This is a genomic window from Bacillus sp. RB3, assembly GCF_030164735.1.
GTDB classification, from domain to species: domain Bacteria; phylum Bacillota; class Bacilli; order Bacillales; family Bacillaceae_G; genus Bacillus_A; species Bacillus_A cereus.
The window spans coordinates 61618-81420 of the sequence record NZ_JASNGE010000013.1; the positions used below are offsets into that span (position 1 = coordinate 61618).

Genomic DNA, 19803 nt, shown 5'->3' on the forward strand with positions numbered 1-19803 from the left:
TCACGTTATATTTTTATCAAAAACAAATACAGAAACTGCAATATCTTCTTCTACTTTCATATCTGAAAACAAATTCACTAATTTCGCTCCAACAAGTTCCTCCAAATGTTCACGTGAATTCACAGCATACACCTCTTGAATCATTTTCGTTCTAGCCATATGAACCATTTCCGCACCGTCCATCGTACTTGAAATAAATTTTTCAGTAGGTGTTAAGTTTCCATAAAGAGTCGCTATAGCCATATTTTCTGCAAAAACAGTATGAATTCGTTCTGGTCCTTTTCCGAAAAGTTCTTTTCGAAGTTTTCGTATCATATCATTAAATTCATGTACTTTTTTTGACATACAATCATACCTCCCAAAAGCCTCATTTTACTTTATTATATATTTTACCAAAATGAGCCTTCCGCCCAAACTATTTCGTACAAATATTTAGGCGGAAAGGTTCACTTCATGAAGTTTATTCGTCTTTTAACCCTTTCCCCATACCTTTTAAGAAATGAAGCCCAAACCCGATAGCACGGTTAATATCTGGGTCTTTCAATACTTTCATAAGATCGAATACCCCTACTTTTTTATTACTTTCTAGATGTTCATTACCTTCTTCTAGCCCGACTAATAAACTACCTATAAGCTTTTTCGTAAGTTCTGGGTCAAGTTCAGTTAACGCCCCTGCAGCACCCATCATATTATTAATTAAATTTGTAACAGGCTCACGAGTTACTTGACCTAGAACGATCTTTGCAATTGGTTCTTTCGCTTTCAGCATAGAATTTGCAGCTTCTAGCATTCCAATGTCATTTAATTCCCCTACTATATTAAACATCTGATTTAGAGCTTCTTCATTATTAGTTAAAAGCTCCTTTAAATCATCTAATTTTTGCTGTTTTATTTCTTCCTCAGTTAATTCTTGTTTTTGAATCATTTTTATAGGTGCAGCCATAGTTTTCTCCTCCTACTTATCCGTTAAATGCACATACCCTGGACGTGCCCACTTACGATGTACCTCAATTCCAGCTTGAGGGTGACGTTTTTTATTGCGTGGGTTCGCTTTTGGCATCGGATTTTCGCCATCAACTTCTAACACTTCCATACGCACTTTCGTTTGTTTATACGCAGGTGTATTCGTACGTACATCCACAGCAGGACCTGTTAAGAAATTAATTGCCGTTTCGTTATCTGTAGAGTTCATCGGTAAATATAACTCATTCGCTTTTACACGATCTGTAACGAGTGCACGTAATTTTAATGCTCCAAAAGGAGAGACAAGACGAACTAACGAACCTGTTTTTACGCCACGTTCTTTTGCAAGGTCTGGAGAGATTTCAACGAAAACACCAGGTACTTTCGTTTGAATACCTGTTGATTTATTTGTCATATTCCCTTCATGGAAATGCTCAAGCATACGACCGTTGTTAATGTGAAGGTCGAACTCAGCTGGAAATTCAGCTGGACGTACCCAGTCAGCAATCGCAAAACGAGCTTTTTTATCTGGGAAGTTAAATCCATCTTGGAACAGAAGTGGTGTATTTGTTCCATCAAAACTTCCCCAATGGAAACTGTTCCATCCTTCAAGCACTTCATAGTTCGCTTGCGAGAATAATGGTGATAAACTTGCCATTTCAGCAAAGATTTCACTTGGGTGGCTATAATTCCAGTTTGCCCCTAGTTTATTCGCAACCTCCTGGACGATCCACCAGTCTGGTTTCGCATCTCCTAGCGTAGGAAGCACTTGATATAATCTTTGGACACGGCGCTCTGTATTTGTGAAAGTACCTTCTTTCTCAAGAGATGGCGCTGCTGGTAATACAACATCTGCATATTGAGCAGTTTTAGAAAGGAAAACATCTTGCACAACGAAGAAATCAAGGCTCGACAACACTTCATGTACATGATTTGCATTAGAATCTACAAGAGCCATATCTTCTCCGACAAGATACATTGCTTTCATTTTTCCTTCGTCAATTGCGTGAAGCATTTCAATATTATTAAGACCTGGTTCACTATCAATTTTCACTCCGTAAGCAGTTTCAAATTTCGCACGTTCCATTTCGTTAGTAACGTGCTGATATCCTGGAAGCCATCCTGGTAAAGTACCCATATCACAAGCACCTTGTACGTTATTGTGACCTCGAAGTGGGTATGCACCTGCTCCTGGACGACGATAGTTCCCTGTTGCAAGAAGTAAGTTTGAAATTGCAGCGGAAGTATCAGAACCACCTGTATTTTGCGTTACCCCCATACCCCAAAGGATACATGTACCATCTGCATCACGAATCATTTCAGCCATTTGAATAAGTGTTTCTTTTGAAATACCTGTTACTTCTTCTGCATATTCAAGTGTATATTCTTCTAGGCTCTCTTTGAAATCTTCAAAGAAGTTTACATTCTCATTAATAAATTCCTGATCATGCCAACCTTGATCGATCATATATTTCGTAACAGCCATTAACCATACTTGATCTGTTCCTTGTTTTGGACTAATAAAGACATCTGATCGCTCTGCCATTTCGGTTTTACGAAGATCAGCTACAATTAACTTTTGTCCGTGTAATTTATGTGCACGTTTAATGCGTGTAGCTAGAACAGGATGACCTTCTGTCGGATTACATCCCACAATAATAACAAGACCAGATTGCGCAATATCTTTAATCGTTCCGGCATCACCGCCCATACCAATTGTACGGAACAAACCATCCGTTGCTGGTGATTGGCAATAACGTGAGCAGTTATCAATATTATTCGTTCCAAATACTTGTCGAGCTAATTTTTGAATTACATAATTGTCTTCATTTGTAATTTTAGAGGAAGAAATAAATCCAATAGAACCTTTACCGTACTCTTCTTTAATAGCGCCTAATTTATTTGCAACTACATTCAGTGCTTCCTCCCATGTAGATTCAACAAACGTTCCATTTTTACGAATTAAAGGTTTTGTTATTCGTTCTTTAGAATTTACGAAATCCCAACCAAATTTCCCTTTTACACAAGTGGAAATTGCGTTAACTGGTGCATCTGAAGATGGCTGTACTTTAAGGATTTTACGCCCCTTCGTCCACACTTCAAACGAACAACCTACACCACAAAATGTACATACTGTTTTCGTTTTCTTCGTACGAGTATCACGCATGGCCGCTTCCACTTCTGATACCGCAAAAATACCGCTATACCCAGGCTCAACTTCTTTAATTAAATCTACCATCGGTTCAAGAATATCTGGTTTTAATCCCGTCATAAATCCAGCTTCACCGAGCATCGTTTTCTCCATTAAAGCGTTACAAGGACAAATCGTTACACATTGACCACAGCTAACGCATGAAGAATCATTAATATTTACTCCTTCATCCCAAATAACTCGTGGGCGTTCCGCTTCCCAGTCTATCGATAACGTTTCATTTACTTGTAAGTTTTGACACACCTCAACGCATTGACCGCATGCAATACATTGATTAGGATCATAGCGATAAAACGGATGCGTCATATCAACTTCACTTACATCTACTTTCGGTTCATACGGATATTTTTGATGTTCAATTTCCATTAATTCTGCTGTATTATGGAGTTTACAGTTCCCATTGTTGTTGTCACATACTGTACAGTATAATAAATGATTTTCTAGTAACCGATCCATCGCCTCCGTTTGTGCTTCTTTTGCGCGAACAGAAGCACGTTCAATGTTCATACCTTCCATCACTACTGTCGAACAAGATCGCATTAACTTTCCGTCAACTTCTACAATACAAGTGTCACATGTTTGAATAGGATCTACTTCTGGCACGTAACAAATTTGCGGATGTTCAATCCCGTTCTCATTAATAACACCCAATATCGTTGAACCGGGCTCCGCTGTATACTTTTTTCCGTCAATTGTAATATGAACCATGTTGTTATTCATGGTCTTTCCCCCTTTTTGAGAATAAAAAAACTCCACCACGAAAATATACGCACCACATTTCGGCACGTTATTATCATGGTGGAGTAGTTTATTAGCACATCTTGCTAAAATACCAATCCATTTATTCATAAATAAAACGATAGAGTCATAACAGGTCATATCACGATTCCATCTTTAACACTATAATTATAGCGTTAAAGTTAAAAATATACAATATAAAATTTAAACTACGCATATGTCAGCTTGTAACTATCCATAATAATCCATATAAAACATAACAAGGAGTAAGCGAACAAATGGGGTCTTTTAATAAATGGATTCGTGGTGAAAAATCTTTTTCTACCCAAGAGCAAGCTAATCACACATTAAATAAATCTATCTCTTCTTCCCTTTCCCTTAATTTAAAGCACTTGTCCAAACTGTTTAGCGGTATTCCAGAATTAATAACACGCACTTTTCCATTAAAAAACGGACAGGAAGCTGCACTTATATATATGGAAGGACTTGTAGACAAAACTGTTATTAACGTAAACATTCTTCGTCCTCTCTTATTTAAAGAGTGGAATGAAGACGATTTTTGGGAAGCCTCTGTTTCTATCGGAAATATTAAAAAAGTTCAACAGTGGACAGACATTGAACAATCTCTTTTACACGGCAAAAGTATTTTATTTATAAACGGGCAACTATCCGCTTTAGAGCTTGATACGCAAGCGGCACCAAAAAGGAGCATTGAAGAACCTACAACAGAGAGCTCCATAAAAAGCTCACACGAAGGATTTAATGAGGTAGCGAGCGACAGCCTTGCACTTATTCGTCGATATATTCCAAATCGCGAATTGAAAGTGAAGGAATTCACTGTTGGTGAACGAGCTACTTCAAAGGTTTTTTTGCTTTATCTAGCAGATGTTGCGAACGAAAATGTCGTAAAAGAAATGGCATCCCGTATCGAGTCAGTAAAAGTTGATGCGATTCTTACTACTGGTGAATTAGAGGGATTTGTTGAAGATAATTCCTTTACTCTCTTTCCGCAATTATCAATAACTGAACGTCCTGACACAACAGCACATCATATTCTAGATGGGCGAATTGCCGTTATTGTAGATCGCTCACCAGGCGTATTAATAGGACCTATGACCTTTTCATCCTTTTTTCAGACGATAGATGATTACAGCTTCAGACCTATGATTCCATCTTTTATACGACTCCTTCGTTTCACTGGACTATTTATTGCAATATTTGCTCCTGCTCTTTATATTGCTATGATTTCCTTTCATTATGAAGTAATTCCACTTAAATTATTGTTAACAATTGGAGAATCTCGAGCCAAAATTCCTTTTCCGCCTATATTAGAAGCACTTTTGATGGAATTAGTACTTGAAATGCTACGCGAAGCTGCAGTTCGACTTCCCGGTCCCGTCGGACAAACAATTGGCGTCGTAGGAGGGATTGTCATTGGACAAGCTGCAGTTCAAGCAGGAATCGTAAGTAATGTTATGGTTATCGTCGTATCTATTACCGCAGTCGCTTCTTTTATCATTCCCAATCTGGAAATGTCAGCAGGAGTTCGGATTCTTCGCTTTCCAATGATGATAATCGCTTCTTTATTCGGAGTCATTGGAATTATGGTTGGAATGTCAGTTATCATCATCCATATTCTTTCTATGGAATCACTTGGTGTTCCTTACGGTAGTCCTTTTTCTCCATCATTTGCTACGGATTTAAAAGACGTTCTTGTGCGTTTGCCATGGAAACTAATGAAGAAACGACCACTATCCCTTAACTTAAAACAAGAAAATCGACAACCGGATATAGAAGAAAAGGAGGAAGATAAGTGACAAAGCGTGTAAAGAGGGAGATTAGTTTATTTCAATACATTTTAACGATTAGTGGTGTTCAAGTAGGATTCGGTGTACTTACACTGCCACGTGAAGTGGCCCAAGGGGCGAATACAGATGGCTGGATGTCTATTATTATAGGATGCGCTATCACTACTTTAGTCAGTCTATGTATTGTAAAAATCATGGAGAAGCATCCTGGTTACCATTTACTTGATGTGCTAACTCGTTATCTTGGAAAATGGTTAGGAAGAGTAGGAATGATTTTTTGGATTTTATATGCTGTTCTTGCAGCGGTTTCTTTAATTTTTTCCCTCTTATACGTTATTCACATTTGGATTTTGCCTAGATCTCCAATGTTTTTAATCATGATGCTATTATCTATTCCAATGGTAATGCTCGCATGTAAAGGTGTTCTTATTATTAGCCGCTATGCTGTTTTTACTGTCTTATTTACACTCTGGATGCCATTACTATTATTTATCCCACTTAAAGATGGGCATTGGATCTATCTTCTTCCTCTCCTTAAAGAGGGATGGATACCAGTTTTCAACACAGTAAAATCAACTATTATTGCCTTTCTCGGATTTGAGTTTGCATTCGTCCTTTATCCTTACCTCAGTAATAAATCATCTGCAAAAAAAGGGATTGTTATTGCAAATATGATTACTTTATTCGTTTACCTGCAAGTGACGTTCGTTTCTTTCCTTTATTTTAGCCCAGATGGTATAACTAAGTTTTTATGGCCTACCCTTTCTCTCGTTACACCATTTCACTTTTCTTTTCTGGAACGATTTGAAATTATCTTTTTGTCATTTTATCTCTTTATCATTTTTGATTCCTGTATTCCTTATATTTTCACTGCTTCAGATGGAATTAATCAATTACTTAACAAAAAAAGCAGTTCATTACCTATTTATGGTTTATTATTCGGGTGTATCTTCATCTTATTCTTTTATATCCCTTCCTCTTACCAAATAAGTGCGTTGCGAGAATTTTGGGGAACTGCAAGTTATTTTATCGTTTTTCTATTCCCGGTCGTATTTCTCTTATACATGACACTTTATCAGCATTGGAAAAGGAGAAGAGTTTAAATGAGGCGCTTTATTCATTTCACTATACTTTACTTTCTCATAACCTTTTTAACAGGCTGTGGAGATCGACTCGACTTAGAAAAACAATCGATTTCATTAATTTACGGCTTTGATGCAAAAGCAAAAGGAAAATTAATTGTGTACCACGTAAATCCTATTTTTAATGAAGACGTAGAAAAAAAGTACGAAACACATGAAGCTAAAGTACGTACACCTCGAGAAGCAAAAGCAACGTTTAATAGTTCAAGTGGCGGTTTAGTATCTACAGAAAAGTTACAGCTCATTTTATTTAGCACAAATTTTTTAAAACAAGAAGGGGCTATGCCTTACCTTGATGTTTGGTATCGTGATCCTAAAAACACTGGAAACATGCGCATGGTTGCAGTAGACGGTCCAATTTCTTCAGTTATATATAATAACTTTAAAGATAAGCCTGCCCTTCCCGAGTATTTAACAGATTTAATTAATACGAACAAACTGTACAATCGGACCGTTTTTACGACATTCCATGAATTTCACAGGCAAACGTTTAATAAAGGTATAACACCTGCTATTTCAGAAATAAAAAAAGGTAAAAAGGATGTTATCGTTACTGGTTCCGCGCTATTAACTTCTCGCGGAATTTATAAAATGTCATTAAATCGTTATGAAAGCGCCCTTCTTCTTTTGTTACAAAAGAAAGCGAATACACCGGTTTCGCTTACATTGAAAATCCCTTCTACTTCAGTTGAAAGTAATAGTGATTTAAAAGATACCGATGGCGGCGATTTCGTAACAATAAATGTTCTTAGCATGGATCGTGATATCCATACAGATTATAGCGATAACCACTTCAAATTTCATGTTAAAATGGATTTGAAAATTGCTGTCTCTGAACTTACATTCAATATGGATATAGACAAAGATAGAAAGAAATTAACTTCTCTTATTACAAAACAACTAAACAAAGATTTGAACGATTTAATCCACAACATTCAAAAACAGCAACTTGATCCATTCGGATTTGGTGATTATGCGAGAGCGTTTCAATATAAAGAATGGAAACAAGTCGAAGATGATTGGCCGAGTGCCTTTTCAAAAGCTAATGTGAAAGTGGCACCAACTATTAAAATTTTAGAAAATGGGATTATTAAATAGAAAAAACACGCTACTTGTTCTTATATGAATAAGTAGCGTGTTTTCATTTCCATTACAAGTATTATTTCAATGGACTATACTTTATTTCTATTTCTAACATTACTATGTTTTTTAGCATATACAAAATATATGAAAACCCCTATTATAATCCATGCCACAAAACTAATTAAAGTAAGCTTAGAAAGGTTCAATGCCAAATATATACAACTTACTATTGAAACGATAGGTAAAAAAGGTACTAGAGGGGCACGGAATGGCCTCTTCATATTAGGATGTGTCTTTCTTAATACAATGACAGCTATAGATACAAACACAAATGCTGTTATCGTTCCCATATTCACTAAATTAGCTAATAAATTCAAATCCACTAATCCCGCTAATAAAGCTGCTAGTATACCTGTAACCCACGTATTAAAAAATGGAGTTTGTAAACGTTTATGGACACTTGAAAGTCTTTTTGGTAACAGTCCATCTCGACTCATCGAGTAAGATACACGAACAAATGCAAACATAGCTACTAACAGAACTGTTGTTAGCCCTGCTATCGCTCCCACCGATAACAACCCAGCAATTCTATCTTCTCCTACAGTGCGCAACGCATATGCAACCGGATCAGCAACATTTAATTCCGTAAACGGAACCATTCCAGTTAGCACGAATGAAACACCTACATATAGAACGGTACAAATGAACAAGGAAACAAGTAGCCCAATTGGCACGTTACGTTGTGGACGCTTCACTTCCTCTGCGGCTGTTGCAACTGCATCAAATCCTAAAAAAGCAAAAAATACAGTAGCAGCGCCCCCTACCACACCGTGAAAACCAAACGGTAGAAATGGTTGCCAATTCTCTGGTCTTACATATTGTGTCCCTACAACAATAAATCCTACAATAACAGCCAGTTTAATAATAACCATTATATTATTAATTCGTGCACTTTCTTTTGCACCACGGCTTAATAAAAATGTAACAACTAAAATAATAAGAACTGCTGGTAAATCAATGATTCCACCCTTCCCCATTCCTGGTGCCGAAGCAAAAACCGTAGGAATGTGAATATTAAAACCTAGTAGCAATGACTGAAAATATGCTGACCAGCCTGCTGCAACCGCAGAAGTCGCTAATAAATACTCCAGCATAACACACCAGCCAACTATAAATGCAAAAATCTCACCTAGTGTCATATATGTATATGAATATACACTTCCCGAAACTGGAACTGTAGATGCAAATTCAGCATAACAGAAAGCTACACATGCACATATAATTGCCGCTAATACAAAAGATAATACAATCGCCGGACCAGCATGTTTCGCTGCTACAATACCAGTTAATACGAAAATACCTGTACCAATAATTGCTCCAATACCTAAAAGAGTTAAATCAATCGCTCCTAAAGTTTGATTCAATACTTTTTTCTTTTCTTCATCCATTGCTTTCTTTATGAAAAGACTCATTCTTTGAAACCTCTTTTTCAAGTTTATCTCTTACTTGTTACATTCTTTATTACTGTTCTATTTTAAAAATAAAAATATACATAGTTCACTTCCCCTATAGACTTAGTAACCCGTCTCAATAAAAACAGAAAAATCAATCTCTTTATACCGTATTGAATTTTCAAAATATTAACCATACCAAAAAACCATTAAGAATGCTGATTGAATTTATCATACAATTAATTATATTGTCAATAATAAATCACTCAAAAATAATCGGCTGATTATGTATCAAATGTTATTTTTATACATAATTATTTTCTCAAAAACATTGTTGTTTTCCACCTTAATATTCATATGCATTTTATTACATTGATTTTCATACAATTTTCATTACATACAATGTAATGAAAATCATAATAACCTCAAATGAATTATTATTCAAAAATAATAATTCACTTGAGGTTATTTCACCATTTTAATACTAACAAAAAAGTGCAGATTTTCATCTGCACTTTTTTTTATTCTTCCACTTCAGCTTCTGCACTACTATTTTCAAGATGCTCCTTCTGAGCTTCCTCTTGCAACTCTGCTGAAATCATCCCATAATAAAGTTCCGGATATAACCCAAATATTTGATATACACTTCCTAAAAACGGCATCAGAATCCCTCTTTTCTAAAGTTGTATTGCCACTTTTAAGGATTCCCTTTTCATTCACTATACATTCGTTTTTGGCGTTTCTTCTTCATCTTGAATACTTAATAAATTTTGCCATTTTTTATACGGAGCGCTATTTGGATCTACATATCCTTTCGCATGCGAGCGATCCCACAATTGTTTAATAAACATTTCTTTCTCTTTCTTTGCAACCATATCAGCACCTGTGCCGTAATAGTTCTGGAAATACAACTCGATTTCATCAAGGAATAGTCTTAATAATTCATCTGATGTTTCTTCTAACGTCGGATCATACTTCGCTTCACGGTCATACATTAAAATCATGTCTAAAAGATTGTGGACATGTTCTTTTCTAAGCCATCTTACATCTTGGGCTCCTAATACGAACGGATGTGTATATAAATGTCCACCTTGTATCATCGCCTTTTCTTGCTCTTCTTCAAATCGTGACAAGATGTTTTCATAAATAAACGGATTATGAAGCAATGCTCTGTGTAATTTATAACTTTCGCTTGAAATATTTTTTCCCATCGACTGAATTAAAAAGCTACGTCCCACACCGTTATATTGATACACAAACTGTCCATCAACAGCAACTAAACTAATCCAGCGATACATATATGCGTATAGTAATGCACGATTACATTTATCATAATCTAATTTTGTTTGAGTCGCGTTTAAATCTGGCATAAAGGCTGGTAAGTGCCAATACTTATCTAAATGCGGCGTTAAACTAGATTTTTTACTATTTAATTTATTTACACGGCGATAATACGATTGGAAATAGTCACCTTTATCATTCATAAATCCGTTTGAAATATGTCCTGATGATAATTTAGGAAAATCTTGCAGCGATAAGCCGTAATGCGCTCGATAACAGATTACTTCAAATGGCGAAAAGGCTTCATGTACTGTATCTTTTTCTTTAAACATTTCTTGAATTAATTCCTCTTGCAGCTCTTTCTTTAAAGAAGGATGTATACCCCAATATTGTAATTCCCTATGATGAGCAACTTTCGGAACGAATGGACTCGCTAAATGGAACAGGTCTTCAATTTTTTCACGAACGTATTCATCGCGATCACGTTTCTTATAATCTGCTTCTTTTCGCAACGCTTCAATGATATTCAGTTCTAATTTATCACGATAGCGTACTTGCAGTTCGTCATAACAATAGCTCAGTATATGTTCTCGGTAGAAATCCTCTACCTTTTTCGACTGAATCTCTTCTGTTTTCGCATCACGACAATATTCCCCGTACAAACTCATATAAATTTCCGCTGATATATCTTTCGGTAGTACACCTAAATTTAAATGTTGCTGCATATCTTGCCATATCTTTTCTTGCAGCTGTTCCTCAGCTAATACATATACATTCGTCGGGTTTGTTTTCCCTTCAAATTCCTTACTGCGCTTTTGGATTTCAAACAGTAAATTTTCACGTGTTTCATGTAAATTATCAAAAAATCTTTCCCAATATTGAATCATTTTATTAACTGCTTGATATAGCGATTGATATACAAGTTCTAATAGCATTTCTTTTCGATATTCATTTAATTTGTGTACATATTGCGTTATAATGTCTTCAAATTCTCTTTTGAATAAACGTTGCTGATTATTAATCATTTTTCCAAACCAGCCTTGTTGTTGAGCAATTTCTACTCGGCGTACAGCCGTTACCGTTCCATCGATATTACCCACATTAAATTTTTTATCGTAGTTTTGAATTACATTTCGCTTTTGTTCATTATTTTCATGTAGTCGATTCATTTTTTCCACTAACTGCTTTCGAATTTCATATAACATAAAACGTGCTGCTACTGGGTGAACTGGATCTGTTTTCTTTAAAAACCATGTATTTAATTGATAGGACTGCCCTTCAGAACCACTTGGTGAAAAGCGGTCTGATTCAATCATGTCATATAAAAGTGTCGTTACATGTTCATGTACACGGCTCGGAATCGCATACGCATATAAACGAACCGCATGATCCACTCTTGCCACTTCACCTTTCATTTGTTCCATCATTTTCAGTTTCGCAGCTGAAATTTTACACTCATGTTGCAGACGATTTAATTCCTCATCTTTTTGCACCGTTCGTTGTACATAACTTTCTACAGCTTCTAAAAACAGTTTTGATTTCGCAACTCCGAGCTTACCACCCTCTGCTCCTTCACGTGTTTCATTGTACATTTGTCTATAGAAAATATGAGCTTGCTCTGGACGGGTAGCAAGATGTTCCAAGTCCTCTAAATAACTTTTACCTCTCTCCGGCTTTTCACGCTGCATCCCACGTTTTACATCTTGGTCATATCTTTGCTTCTTCTCTTGAAACAGTTGATCTAAATGAAGCCACGATTCATCTAAACCTTGCACAGCCCATTTTAAAGCACAATATTTTAACACATGCTCATACGGATAAATGAGTTTTGCCGTTCCTGCCCCGCAATATCGTCCTTTTCCGCTTGATTCTGCTAATTGCTGAATTTGATTGTCTTCTTGTGCAAAATGACTTGTGGACATCGGGCTAAATAACTGTAAATAAATTGTATTTGCCATCTGTTCCATATAATCTAATAAATTGTGTAAATGGTGTCCATGTAGGTTTTCATAATCGTATAAGAAACAATAATTGTACGGTAAATGATGTTGTTTAATTGTATGATTCGTTCTTCCGTCTTCATCTACTTGATCAGGGCGATACTCTAATTCAATTGTTACACCGCCGCGTTTTGATAATTCTCCAGTAGAACCGAGCGTAATAGCATGTAATTCTTTTAACGATGCATAGCCATTTGCTTGCACCGTTTCAAATTCTTTCGCGCTAACTGTTCTCGTCTTTACTAAAACATCCGGCATTAAAAACGCACCGCGTATTAAAATGTTATGATGCTGCAATTTCTTCCGAAGCATTTCACGTAAATATAATGCAATTTGCAGAAACATCCCTGAACCTGTTCCGCCTGCTAGTGATGTTACTATAATGACACGCACACCATATTCCGTTTGATCACTTGTAACCGGAAAAATTTTCTCGATTTCTTGCCAAAAAGACGTCAATTTATCTTCTTTCATCGCAGCACGTAACGCTAAACGTGAAATAACGCGTAACTGTCCTGCTCCTTCTGTTAATGGCTTATCAAGTATAGTCGGATCCATCGGAAACCACTCTGGGATCGTTGGATCTCCTGCAATATACTCCCTAGGCGTTTTACTAGAACTTGTTTGTGTCTTAAACTTTCGAATATGATCAAATTTACTTAATGTATTCACATCTGTATCAAATACGTGCATTGCTACCTTTTTTCGGCGCTCTTCAGGCAGTTTTTCATATATTTGATGCGTCACAGTACTACCGATTCCACCTAAACCAATTAATATTGTTGGAACTTGTAATGTCATGTGAACCACCTTCCTATTCTTGCTTGTTTGAAAAAAGGGAAAGAGAATGAATACTCCATCCCCTTCTTATCCCTACCTACTATTCACATTCGTACTTGTAAATCTCCTTACCATATCCTCTATCAATTAGTAAAAGTTCATTTGGATATAGTGTCTTATGTTCCATTCCTACTTCATCCTCTGTTATAAACATTCCATCAATAATCATTCCAACTACTTGTGATTCTTTCGCTACAAAGACAGATTTCGAACCTTTCTTCGCTATAAATGTAACGGATTGCACAGTTTTTCTTTCTGCTCTAAATGGGATCCCAAAATAATGGTTCCACCATTTATTTCGAAGTAATTCTGGTTCAGATTGATATAGCCAATCTTTCGCTACCTCTTGATCCCATTCATAATACAGTAGTGCTTTCCGGTGAAATCTTGGCCGAACAATCCATCCTAAAACAATGATTCCTACTACTAACAGTAATAAAGTGATAGGAATGACAAACTTAAAAATAAGCGCATATTTTTCATAAAACGGAGCATCTTGAATATGGAATGTTATGTTTTTCTTTACTTCTTGTAACTTTGAATCCTGCATTACGATGGTAGCTTCTACGGTGCCGGTATCTGTAAAATTAAATGTGTCGGAGTAATAGGGACGAGGATAAACATAGATTTGATTTCCATGTTGCTTTATTTCATAGTTGATTGATTGTTTAGATGTGACACCAGTAGATTTTAATAGTTTCTTTACAGCCTCTTCTGTCATCGGCTTACCATCTAACTGTGGTTGTATAATAAACGGTTTACTATTCTCTAAATTTGTTACTTTTTCTTCATAATCTTTCGTAATCGTTTGTAGTGATAATTTTGGTTTTTCCGTTACTTCGATTTTAAATTCTTTCGTCTGTCTGTAAAATCCCTTTATGTTCATATGAACTTTCCCACGCACTAGCCCTTTAGCAATCTTCATTTCGTAGTAAAATACATGTTTTTTATCGTCCCACTTCATCGGGTACTGTTTTCCTTCTATTTCTAATTCTGCCTGAAAGTAAGAAGACTGAACTGGCAACTCCGTAGGCTTTGCTTCAATAACAGCAGTAACACCTTCATACATTTTCTCTACATTTTTTTGACTACTATCATCTTTGGCATAAGTAGAAACCGTATAATTAAGCGCTGGTTCAACTAGTACTTGTAGTCCTTCTTTCTCAATGTCCTGGTCCACTTCTATCGTATAAGTTCCTGGTTTAATAACTTCCTCATTTTCCGTACTTATATGAACTATATTTCCGAACAATTTTGCTTCTCCTGGTGCATGTATGGAAAAAGAAGATTGTAATTGTAATGGTTTAGAAATTTGTGTGACCTGATAATCGGGCAGAGAAGACGATTGTCGTACAAGCGTCATACGCTTTAACGGAAACGGTGTTGTAATCTCTACTCTTTTCCCCACTACTTTCGTTTTTACAATCGATTCAACAGAGGAGAATGGATCACGATTTGCAACTAATGCTGCCACTTGATTTACACTTTTTACAATGCCATCTTCTCCGCTTGACGGCATCGTAACACCATTTATCTCTTTCTTCCATATTTCCTTGAACGTATTTAGTTTTTCTTTTTCTTGTTGTCCTAAATCTTCTTCCATCGTAATTAAGACTGGATGTAACGATATCTTTTTTGCATCCATTTCTTTCTTAAACTGGGCTAATTTCTGCAAAATTTGTTCTTTTCCGCCAACCTTATCTTTCTCTAAATCATTAAATGCCCCGTCAGTTAATACAATAAGCCAAAATTCACGTTTTCCATCTATATCTGCTTCCTTTTTTATAGATTGTATCGCCGTTTCTACCGCGCTAAATGGAGTATTTAAATACGTTTTCCATGCTCCAATTCCCTCAATTTCTGTTTGCCTTTTATCCTTCGTTAACGAAATGTTTAATGGCTCATTCGGCTTACTCATTGGAACGTAAGAAAATTTATCTTTTTCATCCAATAGCGCAACTAAACTTTGCAAAGCATAATTGGCATATTTCCAGCGATCGTTATTTCTCATGCTGCCCGAATCGTCATATACAAGTGAAACGACCCTTTCCTTTGCCTCCTCTCCTTTTGCAAAAGCTGATAAAGGTAAACATATAAATAGAAACAACATGAACGTGGCACAAATTCGGATTTTCATGATGAGGCTTCGCCACCTTTGTAGACAAATTCCTATGTTTAAATTTATGAGAGGAAACAAGATATATGACTTGTATTTTAGGACAACGAACCCAGCATAATTTTATTATGTAAACAGTTATAAGAACTGAATATTATTCCTTCTAGCGTTTCCTATCCGATACTATAAGTAAAAAAGCCTGTTTAAGCTCCACACTTAAAACAGACTTTTCCTACTTTTTATTTTAAAAACACATAACAAAAAGTTTGATTTTTGACTTAACACATCACTTCTATTGTAAATCCACCAGGTGCTTCAACATAAAACGTATACGCATGGACATGCTTAGGAGGCTCGACCAAAAATCCATCTTCCTTCAATCTTTGATTTATCTTATCTACTTGTTCTTCACTTTCTTGTGGAAATCCTACGTGAAATGTTTTTGGATACTGAACTTCTTTTCCTTTCATTAAAGTTAGTATAAATCCATCATTATCACGCATAACTGCAAAGCCATTTCCCCTTGTTCCACTACAAATTAGACCAAAATACTTCTCTAAAAACTCTCTAGCTGCTGTTACATCTGTAACTGTTAAATTAAGATGTTTAATTCCCAATCCTTCACCTTATTTCTCAATTTTCTAACATTTTATCATACAAATAAAAAACACGCCTTCCACAGCGTGTTTCATTGCTTTACATACACTTCAACAATCGGATTCTCTTTATTATCCGCATGCAAGCGTATATTCTCTTCACTTGTATTATAAATACTAGCTAATAACATTATCGTTAACACATTAGGTGTCTTCGCATCACTTCCGTATTTTCTCTCAAGCGCTTCCTTATATTCAAAATCTAAATCCCCCTGCACATATGTATACACTTCAAAACCATCTTCTAAATTGCAAACTACTGTATCAATAATATCTGTCCCTACTTGCTTCTTCATTTCCTCTCGTAACGCTTCAATAAAATCTTTCCATGGTACTTCGTATGTCTGAAACTGATCTGTAGATTTCATGCCTTTTCCTCCTTATATATCCTCTTCTTATATTTCCCCTTTCCTATAACAATTATGATAGATAGGGCATTCGTACAAGCCGCACTTGTCCCCCTTACATATCGTATTACTGTAATGCGGAAGGAGGAAAGAATATGCATAGACAAAAATGTTATGATACATGCCAACGTTATTTCGGAAAAGTTGTTCGGATTGAAGACCGTGATGGCCGTATACATTTAGGTAAAATAATCGATGTGACACAAAACTCTGTATGGATCGAACCGGTGCAACAGCGCTCATCTTTTGATTCAGGGTTCGGATACTACGACGCTTATGCAAACGGTGGTTGTGACCTTTGTGGAGGCCTTAGCAGGTGTGATAGTTGTGGATTCGGATGCGGTGGTGGATTCAGCAGCTGCGGATGTGGTGGTCGTGGTTGTAGTAGTTGTGGTTGCGGCGGTGGTGGCTGGGGTGTTGAACTCGGATTTGGTTTCATCTTCGGAATTACATTAGCTGCATTATTTTTCATTTAACATAGTAAAGAGTTGGCTACCTTTAGCCAACTCTTTTTCTTTATTTTTCACATATAAAAATACGATGCCCTAAAATGTGTTGGTACATAAGCCGTACATTTTCATGCTGTGCCCACGCCTCATATAACTCATTCGGAATATGTGAGGATACATTCCATTCTGGCTCTTCTACATAGCCAGAGATTGTTTCTGCAATCGTGCCACCACCCGCAATTGTAATTCTTTTAAAATTTGCTTTCTGAAATAATTGTACCCACTCATTCTCAGTTAACAGTTCTTTCATGCCATATAATTGGGCGATTTTTTCTTCCTCACCCTTATCAATGTGCCTATCAATAATCATTTCAATGACAACAAGCTTACCGTCCTGCTGTAATACACGATAACACTCCGAGATAACCCTTTCTTTGTCTGTAAAAGCGATGATTGATTCTCCAAGTACGAACTCAAATGAGTTATTCAAACACGGTAAATGCTCTACATTTCCTTCAATTAATTGTATATCTAACCCTTCAAACAACCATCTATCTTTTGCCTTTTGAATCATAATTTCATTCTTTTCAACCGTTGTTACTTTATAGCCAAATTCCCTTGTCATATACGCCGCTGTTTTCCCCGTACCACAACCTATCTCAAGGACATTCGCTCCATATTTAAAAGGCAGTTGTGCTAACAATTGTTTTGTTAACGTAAAGCCACCAGGATGAGCACTTCCTATTCCGTAATAAGCTAGGAAATCGATGTATGTGTTTCGTTTCATGGGATTCTCCCTTTTTTATTTTATATATTCGAGCACGGAAGAAAAGTGCATAGAAAAAAGGGCGTATTGTACGCCCCTCATCTTACTTATCCTCTGTAATATATGCCCATTTATAGCTGTAGTCTCCACCAACCGGATGGTGAACAATACCTTTTACTTTCTGTCTTTGAACGATAGCATCACCACGTTGATATAATGGTGCAATTACAGCATCATCAAGTAATATTTTCTCAGCTTTTAGTAAGCTATCCCAACGTTCTTTCGTTTTCGTTAATAGCTCGCCTTTACCTTTTTCTACAATTTCATCATATTTTGGATTTGAATATCCAGTTTGGTTATGAGGACCATTTGTAACGAACATATCAATGAATGTCATTGGATCTAAGTAATCAGGGCCCCAACCAGCGTAAGATAAATCATAATCTAAATCTGATTCTAATTTTAACTTTTGTTTAAACGGTTGATTTTTCAAGTTCACTGTTAACCCTGGTAAGTTTTTCTCAAGTTCTCCTTTTAAGAACTCTCCTACTTTTTTCGCATTATCGCTATCGTAGTTTAATAGCTCAATCGTTACTTGCTCTTTTCCAAGTTCTTTTTTCGCTTTTTCCCAATGCTCTTTTGCTTTTTTCACATCTGTTTTTAAAATATCTCCGTTATCTTTACGGAAGTCTTTTCCATCTGGACTCTTCGCAAATTCTTTTGGTACTAAGTAATCTGCCGGTGTAGATCCGTCATTTAAAATTACATTCGTTAAACCTTTTTTATCGTACGCTTTTGCAATCGCTAAACGTAGATCTTTGCTCTTTAACACTGTATCTTGCCCACCACGTTTTTGGTTTAAACGTAAGAAGAACGTTGATGGTGTTTTTTGTGTATAGAAGTCTGGATTTGATTTATATTTGTCAACCATTTCAGATGTAAGTCCCGCACGATCGATTTGTCCACTTTCATATAAGTTTACACGTGTACCGCTATCTTTTACTACGTTAAAGTTGATTTCATCTAACTTCACTGTTTTATTATCCCAATATTGTGCATTTTTCTTTAATTTCCATCCTTCTTCATGTTTCCAGTCTGTCAATGTAAACGGTCCGTTGTATAACGTTGTATCTGCTTCTAAACCAAATTTTTCACCTTTTTCTTTTACGAATTTTTCATTTAACGGATAGAATGTTCCGAATGAAGTTAATTCTACAAAGTAAGGAACTGGATTTTCTAATTCTACCTCTAATGTGTAATCATCTACAGCTTTTACACCTAACGTATCAAGTGGTGCTTTCCCATCATTAATTGCTTTTGCGTTCTTTAAATCAAACATAATGTATGCATATTCTGCTGCTGTATTTTTATCTACCGCACGTTTCCAAGCAAACACGAAATCTTTCGCTGTTACAGGCTCTCCATTTGACCATTTTGCATTTTTATTTAATGTAAATGTATACTTTTTACCATCTTCACTCTTTTTATATGATTCAGCAACTCCTGGTGTTGCTTTATTATCTTTATCAAGTCGATATAAACCTTCCATTACGTTGTTTAAAGCTAGAAACGATACTTGGTCTGTCGCTTTAGCAGAGTCCATAGATGGAATCTCTTGAGACTCTGTTAAATTAAGCACTTGCTTCGCCGCTAGCTTTCCGCCTTCTTTTTCACCGCTTTTTGGTGTTGTGCTTGCCTTCTCTTTATCTCCTGATCCAGAGCAAGCTGTTAATGCCATACTCATTACTAAAACTGGTGCTACGACCGCTGTCAATTTTTTCATCTTTTTTCTCTTCATTTTTTTGTACCCTCCCCAATTATATGTACGATATTAACATTTAGAAATTCTCTACTAACTTTCGTTATCAGAAAATTCTTATTAATTAATATT

The 19803-nt window shown here is 36.1% G+C and carries 15 protein-coding genes; 4 read left to right on the plus strand and 11 right to left on the minus strand.

Annotation, left to right across the window (positions count from 1 at the left end; genetic code table 11):
* From QO049_RS17615 to fdhF, 3 genes are all read right to left on the minus strand, one after another.
* Nucleotides 1-345 (minus strand): Na-translocating system protein MpsC family protein, encoded by a 345-nt coding sequence (locus QO049_RS17615; RefSeq protein ID WP_000039583.1) that lies wholly within the window; start codon nt 343-345, stop codon nt 1-3.
* Between the two features lie 115 nt (nt 346-460).
* The gene (locus QO049_RS17620) at nt 461-943 is read right to left on the minus strand and encodes a helical membrane plugin domain-containing protein (RefSeq protein ID WP_000729897.1); all 483 of its coding nucleotides are present in this window, start codon (nt 941-943) and stop codon (nt 461-463) included.
* Between the two features lie 12 nt (nt 944-955).
* Nucleotides 956-3895, minus strand: coding sequence for a formate dehydrogenase subunit alpha (fdhF, locus tag QO049_RS17625; protein WP_001063653.1), 2940 nt, complete (start codon nt 3893-3895; stop codon nt 956-958).
* A gap of 296 nt (nt 3896-4191) precedes the next feature.
* On the opposite strand from fdhF, the gene QO049_RS17630 reads away from it, so the two are divergent.
* The 3 genes from QO049_RS17630 to gerSC are packed head-to-tail and all read left to right on the plus strand — an operon-like array spanning nt 4192 to nt 7961.
* Nucleotides 4192-5730, plus strand: a complete 1539-nt coding sequence (locus QO049_RS17630; protein WP_087875637.1) for a spore germination protein — start codon at nt 4192-4194, stop codon at nt 5728-5730.
* Entirely contained in the window at nt 5727-6824 is a 1098-nt protein-coding gene (locus QO049_RS17635) for an endospore germination permease (RefSeq protein ID WP_061655791.1), read from the plus strand. The genes QO049_RS17630 and QO049_RS17635 overlap by 4 nt, the downstream gene beginning before the upstream one ends.
* Complete coding sequence (gerSC, locus tag QO049_RS17640; RefSeq protein ID WP_001252211.1) at nt 6825-7961, plus strand: spore germination protein GerSC; 1137 nt, start codon at nt 6825-6827, stop codon at nt 7959-7961.
* A 74-nt stretch (nt 7962-8035) separates the two neighbouring features.
* Here the strand turns inward: gerSC and QO049_RS17645 are convergent, their stop codons facing one another.
* The 6 genes from QO049_RS17645 to QO049_RS17670 all read right to left on the minus strand — a co-directional run bounded on the left by QO049_RS17645 (nt 8036) and on the right by QO049_RS17670 (nt 16658).
* Nucleotides 8036-9418, minus strand: a complete 1383-nt coding sequence (locus QO049_RS17645; protein ID WP_000051665.1) for an APC family permease — start codon at nt 9416-9418, stop codon at nt 8036-8038.
* A 500-nt stretch (nt 9419-9918) separates the two neighbouring features.
* On the minus strand, nt 9919-10059 hold the full coding sequence (locus QO049_RS17650) for a hypothetical protein (protein ID WP_001116193.1): 141 nt from the start codon (nt 10057-10059) through the stop codon (nt 9919-9921).
* 57 nt (nt 10060-10116) lie between these two features.
* Nucleotides 10117-13479 (minus strand): tubulin-like doman-containing protein, encoded by a 3363-nt coding sequence (locus QO049_RS17655; RefSeq protein WP_246960901.1) that lies wholly within the window; start codon nt 13477-13479, stop codon nt 10117-10119.
* 79 nt (nt 13480-13558) lie between these two features.
* Nucleotides 13559-15655, minus strand: a complete 2097-nt coding sequence (locus QO049_RS17660; protein ID WP_284489363.1) for a vWA domain-containing protein — start codon at nt 15653-15655, stop codon at nt 13559-13561.
* Nucleotides 15656-15912: 257 nt separating this feature from the next.
* A complete protein-coding gene (locus tag QO049_RS17665) occupies nt 15913-16251 on the minus strand; it encodes a VOC family protein (RefSeq protein ID WP_000511520.1) in 339 nt (112 codons plus the stop codon).
* A gap of 71 nt (nt 16252-16322) precedes the next feature.
* Nucleotides 16323-16658, minus strand: a complete 336-nt coding sequence (locus QO049_RS17670; protein WP_000842914.1) for a hypothetical protein — start codon at nt 16656-16658, stop codon at nt 16323-16325.
* 134 nt (nt 16659-16792) lie between these two features.
* Between QO049_RS17670 and QO049_RS17675 the strand changes: the two genes are divergently transcribed.
* Nucleotides 16793-17173, plus strand: coding sequence for a hypothetical protein (locus QO049_RS17675; protein ID WP_000554976.1), 381 nt, complete (start codon nt 16793-16795; stop codon nt 17171-17173).
* Nucleotides 17174-17213: 40 nt separating this feature from the next.
* Here the strand turns inward: QO049_RS17675 and QO049_RS17680 are convergent, their stop codons facing one another.
* Complete coding sequence (locus tag QO049_RS17680; RefSeq protein ID WP_000828247.1) at nt 17214-17933, minus strand: class I SAM-dependent methyltransferase; 720 nt, start codon at nt 17931-17933, stop codon at nt 17214-17216.
* 82 nt (nt 17934-18015) lie between these two features.
* Complete coding sequence (locus tag QO049_RS17685) at nt 18016-19710, minus strand: peptide ABC transporter substrate-binding protein (protein WP_000823449.1); 1695 nt, start codon at nt 19708-19710, stop codon at nt 18016-18018.
* Nucleotides 19711-19803 lie beyond the last annotated feature (93 nt).

Bases quoted from the DNA above. Each gene is read 5' to 3' on its own strand.
- QO049_RS17615 (WP_000039583.1), bottom strand. From the start codon at position 345: ATGTCAAAAAAAGTACATGAATTTAATGATATGATACGAAAACTTCGA.
- QO049_RS17620 (WP_000729897.1), bottom strand. From the start codon at position 943: ATGGCTGCACCTATAAAAATGATTCAAAAACAAGAATTAACTGAGGAA.
- fdhF (WP_001063653.1), bottom strand. From the start codon at position 3,895: ATGAATAACAACATGGTTCATATTACAATTGACGGAAAAAAGTATACA.
- QO049_RS17630 (WP_087875637.1), top strand. From the start codon at position 4,192: ATGGGGTCTTTTAATAAATGGATTCGTGGTGAAAAATCTTTTTCTACC.
- gerSC (WP_001252211.1), top strand. From the start codon at position 6,825: ATGAGGCGCTTTATTCATTTCACTATACTTTACTTTCTCATAACCTTT.
- QO049_RS17645 (WP_000051665.1), bottom strand. From the start codon at position 9,418: ATGAGTCTTTTCATAAAGAAAGCAATGGATGAAGAAAAGAAAAAAGTA.
- QO049_RS17650 (WP_001116193.1), bottom strand. From the start codon at position 10,059: ATGCCGTTTTTAGGAAGTGTATATCAAATATTTGGGTTATATCCGGAA.
- QO049_RS17655 (WP_246960901.1), bottom strand. From the start codon at position 13,479: ATGACATTACAAGTTCCAACAATATTAATTGGTTTAGGTGGAATCGGT.
- QO049_RS17660 (WP_284489363.1), bottom strand. From the start codon at position 15,655: ATGAAAATCCGAATTTGTGCCACGTTCATGTTGTTTCTATTTATATGT.
- QO049_RS17670 (WP_000842914.1), bottom strand. From the start codon at position 16,658: ATGAAATCTACAGATCAGTTTCAGACATACGAAGTACCATGGAAAGAT.
- QO049_RS17675 (WP_000554976.1), top strand. From the start codon at position 16,793: ATGCATAGACAAAAATGTTATGATACATGCCAACGTTATTTCGGAAAA.
- QO049_RS17680 (WP_000828247.1), bottom strand. From the start codon at position 17,933: ATGAAACGAAACACATACATCGATTTCCTAGCTTATTACGGAATAGGA.
- QO049_RS17685 (WP_000823449.1), bottom strand. From the start codon at position 19,710: ATGAAGAGAAAAAAGATGAAAAAATTGACAGCGGTCGTAGCACCAGTT.